This window comes from Altererythrobacter sp. (genome assembly GCF_050299635.1).
Lineage (GTDB): Bacteria > Pseudomonadota > Alphaproteobacteria > Sphingomonadales > Sphingomonadaceae > Erythrobacter.
The window spans coordinates 1-12,579 of sequence record NZ_JBNKWF010000024.1 but is presented as its reverse complement, the minus strand read 5'-3'; the positions used below and the strand labels follow the sequence as shown (position 1 = coordinate 12,579).

Sequence of the window (12,579 nt, the reverse complement as noted above, 5' to 3'; positions counted from 1 at the left end):
GCTGACCAAGTGACGTCCTATGAGCTGAAGGTCCGCAATTGGGCCGTTTGCTGACATAGGGCAATGTCGGCTTTTTCAAATCGGGAGAGCAACCAGTCGAACGAACCCTGCACGAGCGCCCGAAGAAATGAAGTCGTTGAAATGATATTCGCCTGTATCCCGATTTGGAATGCTCTCAGGAGCGGTATCAAGGTAGTAGCCGCGGAAGCGAACAATCGGGCAGACATCATAGTCTGGCAGGCAAGGGTCGCTGGCACCATAGAAACCTGATTTGGCATCGAAAACCATGCCGCCCTCGGGCGAGCTTAAATTGCCAAGATGATAGTTGGAACCAACCGATTCACCATTGGCCATAAGCCGACTCTGCGGATTGCGCTCGACGATAATCAGGTCCCAGCTGTTTCCCAATGCGAGAGGAGCTAGCTTCGCACGCAACGAACGATCCTCAATTTCCCAAAGAAATTCTCCCGTGTTCTGATCGACGAAGAACTGTCGCTCGCCAGGACCCAGCACCGCCTCCATTCCGGCAATCTGCCAAAGTTCCTCGATCCGGTCACGGTAGGCGGACTGCATGCATTGATATCCGGGCGAGCCGAAATCGCTGGCCTCCAGATTCATGCACTCATCCCGATGCCGCAGCCATAGCCGCTGGCTGTTTATGATCGAGCGATCTCTTCGCCATGCGAGAACATATGCCTGGTTCAATTCCCGGTCGACTTCGGCAAAGCGGGCATATTCACTGTAAGGTGATTTGCTACAGATATAGCGTTCCGCCGCTGACTGCGCTTTTTCGCAGTCAAAGCCCGGTTCATGCAAACGATCAATCGCGCGCCAGACAATTCGGATTTCCTCATCCGACAGGGTTACAGGCTTCAAAAGCTCCGAATAGTTGTAACTTGCCGGTGTCCAGGCTGTCGGCTCCACAATGACCGCGCCCTCAATCCGGCTACCTCTTATCCAGTCCAGCTGAAAGAAGTGCATGCGGGTATTGTCGATGAGGGCATTGGTGAAATCCCAATCGGACTTGGAGGCCATCAGGATCGCCGCGTTCGTGAGGTTGGCCCCGGCCAGGGAAACCTCCTCGCTAGACTGTCCGCAATTGTCCTCCTGACCGATCCCACACCGAAACTCGAAACCAGTGAGGTTCGCTGAATCGAATTTCGCCCGCCGGAGTGAATTGAGCGCATTTCCTCGCAGCGACCCGCCAGACAAGTCGGCATGGGAAGCGTCGAAGCCTTCCAGCCGCGTCAGGTCAAATCTCACACGGGTCATGACCGCATGTGCCAGCGTTGCATTCTCGAGATTGGCACCGCTGAAGCGAAGGTTTTGACCACGGAAACGCCGCCACTGCGAACCAGTCAAATCCGTGAGGATGAATTGAAGATTGTTGCCGGTCGCACCGGACCAGTTCGATTTGGGAAACTTGGAATTGCTGAAACAAATGTCGGAGAAATTTCGTCCCGTGAAGTCAGCGCTCGCCAATTCGATCCCGTCGAAATTGACTTGCTGCCCACTATGCTGCGATCGTATTCGGAATAGATCGTCAACGCTTTCGACCGCAGAATGTGGAACCCCGATACCGTCAGGGCACGATGACGTCCCTGCCCAAGCGGGCATGGCCAATAGCGCTGATCCCATGACCAAAAGCGACTTCATGATGCCTCGCATTGCTGACACGCTCCCTTAACCGCAGGGACCACTATCTCGCCGGAACTTAATTAGCGATTTCGAAGCCTCAGCCCAATAACAGACTGTCCGTTCTCCGCCCAACTACAGCCAGACCGAACGCCGATCCACGATCCGCTGAAACCCTGCCGCAAACGAAGACGCCCTTGCTCGCAGCAAAGTCCGTCTGCCTTGCGCAGTCCGCGTGAACACGAGCTTCGAAGAGCCGACACTGCCGTGCCAAAGTTCGGCAAAGCGTTCGGCGATTTCTTTGCGAGCTCCCAGTGCAGAGGGAACGGCGTGATAATCGACCCGCCTCTTAAGACCGAGCCACGAATTGCGCACAAGCAGGTAGCGCGGGTTTTGCACCGGCCCCAGGATTTCTGCGATGGCCTGCATGACTTGCCGTTCGGCGGCCCGGCTCACTCCGGTCACAACGATATCCTTGCGCCCATCCAGACTTGTGCGGATTTCGACGTGAGCGGTATCCAATTCACGCCCGCTGATGACATCGGCATCGACCAGCGAGCGCATTACAACTCCGGTCACCGATTCCAAACTACCCTCCAAAGAACCATTGCGCCAGACGAGCCTGCCAGCCTTTGCCAGGCGCGGTAGACTTGCCAGCGTGGCTACTCCGGCAAGCCCCATCGCGATGACACCAATTCCTTCGTATGACGCTAATCCGCGCAACTCGTTTGCTGCTGCAAAGGCGCCGCTGCCTGCCGCGCTCCAGCCCAGAGCCTGCAAAGTGTCGAACCAGCTCAGAGCACGGGGCGTATAGCGGGGAGCTGCCGTTTCGCGCACTTGCGCCCGCTCGGTACCTTCACCGAGCGACACCTTCCAACGCTCTGCAACGGCGTGTCGGTCGGCCGCGATTGCAAATGTCTGGGAGTTTGCGAATGCCGCCGGTTTCGATGGATCGAGGCCCAGGCGGGCAACACCGTCTTCGATGAGGGTGGACGCTCCATTGGAAATGCCTTCGAACGCCTTGAAGCGGCGCGCGACAACCTCGATGTCTGAGAGGCTGGGCGCGCCACCTTCGCCCAGAAAGCCCCAGTTGAAGGTCGAGGCAACCGCATCCCAGCTTTCACGATCCTCCGGATCGACTGTCGCCAGATGCCAGATATTGGCTACCTTGCCGGGCCTGGCCGGATCGATCCGGATTGCTCGTCCGCGCATCTGGTTGGACAGTATGAAGGACGCCGTATTGCTCGCAAGCACTAGGCTGTTGAGCGCTGGCGCATCCCATCCCTCGCCGAGCAGCGACTGCGTGCCCACGAGTATGCGAATGTAGCCGCGTGTGAACAGGGCCGTGACGAGGCGGACCAGTTCAGCGGTGCCACCGCTCCTGCATTCGATACGCACGTGGTCCAGGCAACCCGGCAGATCGCTTGCTCGAAAGTTGCCAGGATCAAAGTGCAGTGCCTCGGCAACGTGGGGCAGCTTGGACAGAACGCGCTTGGGAAGGATGACCAGGCTACCAGTCAGAACGCCGAGATATTCATCGGCGATGCCTGAGCGTCTCAGCTTTTCGAAGATCGGCGCCACACCGAGCTCGGCAGGCTTGAACTCCGCATCGGGTCGGCTCGGTAGCTCACCAGCGCGAATATGATCGGACAACACGACCATGCGCAAATCGTCGTCCAGCGCTTCCTGTTCGGCTTTCGCGATGTCCACTATCGAATCCAGCTTTGCTAGGCTGGAGGTCATCAGTTTGAAGACTGAGCGTGTGTGCTGCAGCCGAACGCGACCGCCTTCGATCAGGCCATGACGATTCAGCCGGTCGCGCAGAGTCTTGAGCCGCACCGGATCAAGCGGAAACGAGGCCGTGTGTTGCGATACCACGCCGTCAAGAAAGCGTTCGAGCCAGAACAGCGATGGCTGCGGTACATTGCGCGCCGACACGCCAAGCAGCTTGAGCGGTGGGCGGGGCAGTTCCCGTCCGGCTGATGCCAGCAGAACGAGCGCTGCCGATAACATCTCAGGTGCTTCGAGGATCTCTTCGACGTGCGCTTCGGAATCCGTCAGCCAAGGATGCGCAGCCAGCCAGTCCAGCAACCCGTCATCCTCGCGCAATTCTCCGTGCAACTGACCAATGGCCGCACGCCTTCGATCGAGCAGGGCCAGCGCATCTTCCGTCGGTTCCGACAAGATCAGGTGATCCTGATGCGGACAGAGATCTCCATTGCGCACCAGTTCGGGGATGCCGATTTCAAGGTCTATCGGTCCGCACAATTTTTCGTAGCGAGACCATTCGGCGAAGCTCGCATCATAGGGCGGCGTTGCTGTCAGCGCGACCAAGCGAACATCCTCGAGACGGTTGGCCAGCTCGTTGAGGGATTTCCACCATTCCCGCCTCAGGTGATGGACTTCGTCCAGAACTAGCGTCAGTGGTCCTAGGCCATTCAGCATCTCGATCAGTGCGTCGAGTTCCTCGCCGCGTCGCAGGCTATCGAGCGACTGATAGGTGGTCAGTGTCAGATCTTGTACGTCTTCCAGATTGCGAGAGATGGTCCCGGCTTCTGGTGGCGCGTCGAGAAACAGCGGGCAGAGACGGTGCGCCCACTGTTCGCGAATGGCGATGGTCGGGGCGAATACCAGTGCCGGCCTTCCGATACGGCGCACAATCTCCAGACCGAGTACCGTCTTTCCAGCGCCAGGGGCCGCAACGACGTGCAGTCTCCCGTCGTCGAAGTGCTCGTCCATTTCCTCAAGGACGCGCGCCTGATAGTCGCGCCAGTTCCCTTTGAAGTTCATGTCGTTGAGCATTTTGCCGAAGTAGCGACATGAGCACCGTCAGACTATTCCAATGTCCGCCAATTCCTCACATTTTCTGCAAAGCCGAAATTCCGCTGACGGCCCATTAGCCGACTTTCGTTGGAACCTACCAAGTCTGCTCCCACCACATGCCAGGGAGTATCCAAATGTTCCCCGTCAGCGCCATGAGTGCTGCAACTGTTATTGCTTTCACTATCAATCCTTCCAGCTGTGCTCTGACAGGCGCACCGAGACCGTTCGACCAAGGTTTTCCGCGTCTTCACCAAGAGCGAAGTCATATATGCCTGCAGGAATTGTCCAGCCCGAACCATTCCATTCGGCCAGCAGGCGCTGGTCGATATTCACCGAAACCTTGCGCTCCTCTCCGGGCGCAAGCTCCACTCGTTTGAAGCCCACGAGGCGTTGCTGGGTCTGGCCATTGCGACTGACAAGATAGACCTGGCCCACCGTGGCACCGGCGCGGTTGCCGTTATTGGCCAGAATGAAGCTGGCCGTCTTTCCATTGGACTTAAGATCCGACGAAGCGAACGAAGTGTAGGAAAGGCCGAATCCGAACGGGAACAGCGCCTTCTTTCCTTCACGTGCATTCCAGCGATAGCCGAGATCTGAACCCTCGATATTGTAGTCGACCTTGAGCTCGGCATCGGGATTAGGTGCGTCGCCGCCGAAATTGGCCTCAAGAGTATCGAACCCATCGACCTTCGGGCGCGGCAAATCAGACTCGGAAGCGGGGAATGTGATTGGCAGTCGCCCCGACGGATTGGTCTCGCCGAACAACACTGACGCGATCGCTTCGCCGCCACGCATGCCTGGATACCATGCTTCCACCACGGCAGCGGTCTTGTCGAGCCAGGGCATCAGGATCGGATTGCCAGTTTCGAGAACTACAATCGTATTGGGGTTCGCGCTGGCGACCGCGTCAATCAACGCATCCTGCCCGCGCGGAAGCGTCAGATCGGGCTGATCGAACCCCTCCGACGCCCATTTGGTCGCGAATACGATCACGACGTCGGCTTTCCTGGCCTGCTCGACTGCCTCCGATGTATAGAAGCCGTTGCGAAACTTGACGTTGGCCTCCGGAGCCATCGCGGCGATCGCCTTAAGCGGCGACGAGCGGTGATATTGCTCCGAGATGAAGGCTGCGAACGGTCCTTCGCCACCAAGCGTGATGTTTGCAGCCGGTCCGCCCCTGGGATGGACCTGGCTGGAACCGGCACCGGACAGTACGCCCGTATCGGCATATCCACCGACCACTAGGATCGACCTGGCTTCCTTGGCCAACGGCAGGGCGCCGTTACGGTTGCGGAGCAGCACAATTCCCTGCTTGGCCACCTCTTCGGCTATGTCGGCATGGGCGTCGAAGTTGATCTCGCCGCCAGGCCTGACCGGATATTTGTCGACCTGGTTGTCGTAGATCGCCCACAGGATGCGCTTGTTCATGTCGTCGAGCCGAGCGGCATAGCGCGGATCACTCGCTGCCGCTGCACCCAGCGTGTCTGCATCGAAGAAGACGTCGGGGTCGAGCTGTGCCCCCGATTGCTGGTCGAGACCGTTCAGCGCAGCCTCGAGACCGGGAACCGCGCCCCAGTCGGACATGACGAAGCCCTTGTAGCCCCAATCGCGCTTCAGCACCTGGTTGAACAGGTAATCGCTAGAGCAGGCCTGATGGCCAAGCACGCGATTGTAGGCGCACATCACACTGCCAGGATTGCCTATCTCGATGCCGATCTGGAACGCGAGCAGGTCACTCTCGCGAGCGTTGGCATCTGAGATCTGGACGTCGACGAACTTGCGGCCGGTTTCCTGGCCATTGAGCGCCAGATGCTTGATCGTTGAAATGATGTGGTTGGACTGGATGCCGTCGATCGCGTGACCGACGAGGACACCGGACAGGAGTGGATCTTCCGAGAGATATTCGAAGGTTCGCCCGTTGCGCGGATCACGCATCAAATTGACGCCGCCTGCCAGCATGACGTTAAAGCCCTTGGCGCGGGCTTCCTGCCCGATAGCAGCCCCGCCTTCGCGCAGGAGTTCAGGGTTCCAGGTAGAGGCCATGGCAAGGCCCGATGGCAATGCCGTGGCATAGTCTCCGCGAGCGCCGGAGACGTAGGAGACACCAAGGCTGGCGTCGGTTTCTTTCAGCGCGGGGACGCCAAGGCGCGGAATACCGTGAACATAGCCCGCGCCAGGAATCGCATCTTCCGGGACAGGTGGCGGATTTTCCCCGATCGGCAGAGGCATGATCCCATGCGTCAGGATCGTCTTTTCGGCTGGAGTCATCTCCGCGACTGTCGCATCGGCGCGTTGATCTGCGGATGGCTCCCTTGCGACCGCTGCCGCAAACGGTATGGCCGCTGCAATCACAAACGAAACTGCAATCGAGGTTCGAACTTTCATATTCAGGACTCCTGTCAGGTCCAGGTTGGCGGCCTGGCCGAAATGAAGGAAGGGGGACTGCGCAATCGGCCCCGCACCTCCAGTTTTCTTGATCGTCACGCCCATTTGGAGCCAGGCGCCGCAACGCCAGTTCCTCTCAAATGCATCGCCAGTCGCGCGCTATTGGATGCCGGATCCGGATGCCGCTGCATCGATTTCAGGGCCCCAGGGGTCTTCTTGCGCTACGGCCTCACCCTCTTCGGAGAAGTCCATGATAACGTCGCTATCCCGATCGTATCGAGGCCAAAGGGGCAATCCTTCGCCATTTGGATCGCCGTCCTTCACGAAATTGACCAGATAGGCGCTGATTGTCTTGCCCATGGCCACGTCCCGGGCCGTAGTGTCCTCGCCATATTTGATGGCGGTCGTGTCGAAGAAGAATGGAATGTCCGTGGCATGCTGCGCGCCCGGCTGCCCGACCGACTCCGCGACATAGGAGAATCGATATTCGTAGACGGGAACACCCTGGTCGGCGATAGTCGCGGCGGTGTTACGGGCGCCGGCGACCATGAAGCCGGTTTTCCCTCCCATGTCCGCGCCGGTCGCGCCGATCATCATGGGAACCTGCGCGAAAGCGCCAGAAGCATAGGCGGTGCGCGCATCCACGGCTAGCTTGCCGTCCACAAAGGGGCTGGCGAAGGTGCGCGGCCCGCCGGGATTGAACATCGCCATCAAGTTGAGCCCGTCGGTCACTTCCTCGGCGGAGAGTGAGCGCAGCTTGGCCAGCGCGTCGGGATCCTCCGACTCGATGCCCTTGGATTCGGCGAAATCAATGCCGATCTGTTCGACTGCGGCGAGATTATTGCCACCCATCGCACCTCCATCGCCGCCTGACATCACGACGCCCTTGTTGAACAGCCCCTTTGCGAGTGGCGAGGTCACCAGCGCATGGACCGACATGCCGCCCGCGGATTCGCCGATGATGGTCACGTTCGAGGGATCGCCGCCGAATGCCGCGATGTTACGCTTCACCCATTGGAGCGCGGCTAGCTGGTCCATATAGCCATAGTTGCCAAGCAGCCCATCATCGGCATTCTCCGCGGTTAGCTGCGGGTGCGCGAAGGTGCCGAAGCGCCCGACGCGGTAATTGGCGCTGACGAATATAATGCCCTGTCTCGCCAGGTTGGCCCCGGAATAGGTTGGCGGCGATGCACCGCCGTTCACGAAGCCGCCGCCGTAGATCCAGAACAGCACCGGCAGGTCTTTCGCGTTGCCTTCCGGCCTCCAGATGTTGAGATAGAGACAGTCCTCCGCCGGCGGGGTGCCGAGTGGTGCCGCATCGCTGGGGAACGGTACCTGCATGCAATCATGTCCGTACTCGTCCGCCTGCTTTATGCCGGACCACTTGGCTGCGGGCTGCGGCGCGCGCCAGCGCAAATCGCCCACTGGCGGAGCCGCGAATGGGATCCCCTTCCAGCTCTCAACACCGCCCTTCACGGTGCCAACGACGCGGCCGGTCTCAGTCGAAATATCAGGCGTAGCCCCATCAGCGGACCCTGCCGGGGATTGGGCCGGGGATTGGGCCGGGAATTGGGCCGGGGCCTGTGTCGAGGAATGGGCAGAAACCGTGACTGGAATCGTCAGAGCGGACAGGCTCGCCAACAGAATCAGGTGATTGATCTTCATGAAATTGCTCCGTTTGGTAGCGGACGACATCAGAACGACTTGGTCAGCGAGACCTGCACTGAACGGCCGAACGCATTATGGGCAATGAGGTCGATCGACGATGAGCCGCCGGTCAGCGTCGACAGCACGATCGGCGGATCGTTGTCGAAGAGGTTGCTCACAGTTACGCTGAACCGGATTCCATCGGAGAAGCTCCAGCGCTCAGTTCCGCGCGGCAGCGTGTAGGACAGGTTCAGGTCGAAGGTGGTCCAGCTCGGCACTCTGGCTTGCGGCAGTTGTTCGCCTGTTTCCCGCAAGGTGATCGGCTGGTCGTTCAGATAGGAACCGATATAATTTCCGAACAAGGTTGCCGAGAACGGTCCGTTCTGGAACGACACGCTGCCCCGTCCACGCCAGCTGATCGGATCGCCGATCGTGTCCAGCGCCGAGATCATCGGTGCGTTTTCGACGGTTCGCTCTTCATTGGTCAGGATCTTGTTGACACTGACATTGAAGGAAAGGGTGCCGATGCTGGTGTCCGTATAATAGTTGATCGAGGCGTCGATGCCGTCCTGGAACGTGTTCGCCGCGCTGATCGTACGCCCGTCGACCACAGCATTTAGGTTGCAGAAGTCTCGCGGATTGGCGCCAAGGTTGGCGCCGTAGAGGAAACCGGTGAATTCCTCGATGGCAGGATCGACCATGCATCCCCCCATGCCGTCAGGCGTGTTGTTCACCGGGATGACATAGGCGCTGTATTGAGCGAGCAATTCGGGGCTGGCGAAAGGACCGGGCGCGAAGATCGGTGCCGGTACGCCCGCGGTGCCCAGCTTGTTCTTGTAATGCAGGTTGTAATAGGTCGCCGACAGACGCAATCCGGGCACGGAACTCGGCGTGAAGTTGCCGCCGATTTGCCAGTTCGTTCCTTCCTCCGGCTTGAGGTTTGGATTGTTGCCGAAGATAAAGAGCACGTTCATGCTGCCGTTCGGCTGCGTGGAGAATCCAGTGATACCGGGCCCCGGCATGATGTTCGAACCGAGTCCGACGGAGAAAACTCCTGCATTGAGTTCGGGCAGCCCCGGCGCGCGGAACGACGTGCCCCATGATCCGCGTAGCGAGAAATCCTCTGTCACATCCCAGGTGGCGCTGATCTTCTGGTTCGTGGTCGAACCAAAATCGGAATAGTGGTCGTAGCGCAGCGCGGCGCTGAGAGTCAGTTCCTGCACCAGCGGTACGTTCATGTCTTGGCTGACGAGCGGGAGATAGACCTCTCCGAAAGCCGCATATTGCTCACGCGTGGTGCGCGCATTGGCATCAGGTGTCGTGACCGGACCCGGATCGGGCGGCCGGTTCGCCGCATTTTGCAGCTTTTGGATACCGTAATAATATTCGCCGCCGAAGGCCGCACGCACATCGCCGGCCGGCAATTCGAACAGCTTGCCATCGAGCTTGGCGACGAAATCGTGGCTCCAGTTCTGCGCATATTGCGAATTGGTGCCGAGAATGTAGTCGAGCTGTTCCTCGGTGAACGGCGCAGTCGAGAACGGGTTCAGATGCAGCGGATCGTCGACTGGCAGATCAATCAGCTGCTGCAATGCGCTTGCTGCGGATATGCCCGCAAGGTTCGTCCTCTCAAGCGTTATGTAATTGCCGAGATAGCAAACGCCGCAAGTCTTGTTCTTGCCGAAGGTGTAATAGGCTTCCGCCCGCCAGTTGGCGAAAACCGGGGCCCGCGCCCCGAAAGTGTTGTTAAAGCTTTCATCAGGATTTTGATTGCCGAAACGCGGCGCCCCGTCAGGCATCCGCGCGAGCAGATTGAACTGAACGTCGAGCGGCTGCGGAAAGGACGGGACGAAGGGTGGAAACGGCGAACGCGTGGCGTTTGGCAGATCCAGGTAATAGGGGCTGCCGGGCTGCACCTGCACCGTCGGATTGGTCGCCTGGTTGCCGCTCGCAAAAGTGCGGGTGAACTGCTCTGACCGTGTCCAGAAGAACTCGTCATAGAATTCTATCTCGCCGATATCCTGGTGGAAGAGGATCGTTGCCTGCTTCCGGCGCAGCGAGCCCTGAAAGTCCTCGAAGTCCGAGCGATCGACAAGGCTCGGATAAGAGGCGCAGCTCGGCGTTGCCGCACCCATGCAACCGCTTAGCTGTACCTCCTGCAGGTCATCGATCGTCAGGATATTGCCCGTCGGGTTGTCCGGCAGGACATAGTAGGTGTTGGCGCCGCCCTGCGGGAAATTGGGATTGGTGAGGCCGTCCGCAGTGGGAATGTAGATATTGCCGGCGAGGCCTGCAGTGGCGACATTGCCGTTCACCCGGTCGTCATTGCCGCGGAAAGGCCGCTGGTCGGCACGCAGGCGTTGGTTGCGCCCGCGCAGATATGGCTCGCGGCGCAGATATTCAAATGTGGCGATGATGTTGCCGTCGCCGAAACTCGTGCTCCAATGTGTGCCGACGACACCGCTCAGCGTCCATTCATCGTTGCCATAGTCACCAAAGGTATAGCTCCCGCCCAGCTCGATCCCTTCGAAATCCTTTCGCAAAACGTAGTTGATTACCCCCGCAATCGCGTCTGAGCCGTAAATCGCCGAAGCGCTGTCCGCGATCACTTCGATCCGCTCGATTGCGGCGATCGGGACCTGGTTTGCCTCGCTGAACGCTGTCGCCGTGCCGGTCGGGGTGATCCTGTGCCCGTTGACCAGCGTCAATGTCGCGCCTTGACCTACGCCACGCAAATTGACTGAGTTGCCTCGCGTTACATTGGAACCGCCCTGCGAATTGCCCCCAGACACAGTGGAGGTGAAGGAGTTGGCGGAGGCGTTCTGCACTTGCGGCAGGGTGCGCAAAACTTCGGCTACCGTCGACTTGCCCGTCGCCAGCACCTGTTCGCGGTCGAGCACGACGGTTTCGCTGCCAACTTGTTTCACACCGGAGATGTTGGAGCCGGTAACGACGATCGTGCTGTATTCCTCCTCCGCCTCCGGTGCGATACTTTCGGTCTCGGCTTCCTCACCCTTTGCGTCCTGAGCCTTGACTTGGTTTGTCTGTGCAAGCGACAGCCCAAGGGCCATGGTTGCAACGCTGGCACGCCAGCCAGTTCCCGATATCTTCACTTTTCCCTCCCCGGTTCCTGCCTGTTTGGGCAGTCTTTTTCATTGGTTTGAGACTGCAGGACTTCAGCAGGCAGCCATCGGATGGACGGCCCAGCTCCCACTACTCCTTGCAGTCTTGCCGGAGGCCCCTACCGATTCGAGACAGCGCTGTCTAGAACTTTTGGACAGCGCTGTCTCGAATCGGTAGGGAGTAGGTCGGCACCTTGCCCATATGGACGGTGCCGATTGCGGCGCTAAGACAAGCGAATCGATGCTCGGTGCCTTAGGAGGGGCCAATGGAAAAGCGGCCGACGATCATGGATATTGCAAGGGTAGCGGGCGTCTCGTTCAAGACGGTTTCCCGCGTGCTCAACGGCAATTCCAGTGTTGGTAGCGAACTACGGGACCGCGTGCTGAAGGCGTCGGCGGAGCTCAACTACCGGCCCAACCTGGCGGCGCGATCGCTGGCGAGTACGCGCCATCACGCGATCGCCATGGTGATTGGGAAGGAAACCATGGAATACGCCAGTTCGGAAGGCTGGTACCTCCCGCCTTTCGTCATGGACTTTCAGGCGCGTGCCCTCGTCGCCTGCCAGCAGCGCGGATATCGATTTCACATCGAGATCGTCGATGAAACTTCGTCGTCGCTCGCGATGCAGCTGAGTGCGCAGCAGCTCCATGTCGATGGCATAATCCTTGCGCCCCCGCTCGCGGATAGCGCCACCGTCATGGAAGCGCTTGAACAGAACGCCCTGCCTTATGTCCGCGTTTCACCCGGGCTGGAAATCGATCGCACATCAGCCGTGATGGTCGACGAATATGGCGGTGCGTTCGCGATGACCGAATACCTTCTGTCGCTCGGCCACCGGAGAATCGGTTTCATTCACGGCCATCCCGATCACCTCGCGGCAAAGCGGCGCTATGTCGCTTTTCACGACGCGATGAGCGCTAGTCAGGAAACAGAAGAACTGACGGAAATCGGCAGCTTCACCTTCGC

6 protein-coding genes are annotated in these 12,579 nt (G+C 59.3%); 1 reads left to right on the top strand and 5 read right to left on the bottom strand.

All coding sequences use genetic code 11. From position 1 onward, the window contains the following. Positions 1 to 75 precede the first annotated feature (75 nt). The 5 genes from ACQY6C_RS12145 to ACQY6C_RS12125 form a co-directional block, all read right to left on the bottom strand. A complete protein-coding gene (locus ACQY6C_RS12145; protein WP_427969089.1) occupies positions 76 to 1,656 on the bottom strand; it encodes a pentapeptide repeat-containing protein in 1,581 nt (526 codons plus the stop codon). A gap of 114 nt (positions 1,657 to 1,770) precedes the next feature. Then, a complete protein-coding gene (locus tag ACQY6C_RS12140; RefSeq protein WP_427969087.1) occupies positions 1,771 to 4,425 on the bottom strand; it encodes a DEAD/DEAH box helicase family protein in 2,655 nt (884 codons plus the stop codon). A 216-nt stretch (positions 4,426 to 4,641) separates the two neighbouring features. Then, positions 4,642 to 6,843 carry a beta-glucosidase family protein gene (locus ACQY6C_RS12135; RefSeq protein WP_427969085.1) on the bottom strand — a complete coding sequence of 734 codons (2,202 nt, stop codon included), beginning with the start codon at positions 6,841 to 6,843 and terminating at the stop codon, positions 4,642 to 4,644. 159 nt (positions 6,844 to 7,002) lie between these two features. Further along, positions 7,003 to 8,508 carry a carboxylesterase/lipase family protein gene (locus tag ACQY6C_RS12130; RefSeq protein ID WP_427969083.1) on the bottom strand — a complete coding sequence of 502 codons (1,506 nt, stop codon included), beginning with the start codon at positions 8,506 to 8,508 and terminating at the stop codon, positions 7,003 to 7,005. Between the two features lie 29 nt (positions 8,509 to 8,537). After that, positions 8,538 to 11,603, bottom strand: a complete 3,066-nt coding sequence (locus ACQY6C_RS12125) for a TonB-dependent receptor domain-containing protein (RefSeq protein WP_427969081.1) — start codon at positions 11,601 to 11,603, stop codon at positions 8,538 to 8,540. 275 nt (positions 11,604 to 11,878) lie between these two features. Between ACQY6C_RS12125 and ACQY6C_RS12120 the strand changes: the two genes are divergently transcribed. Beyond that, on the top strand, positions 11,879 to 12,579 hold a 701-nt coding region (locus ACQY6C_RS12120), incomplete at its 3' end, for a LacI family DNA-binding transcriptional regulator (RefSeq protein ID WP_427969080.1).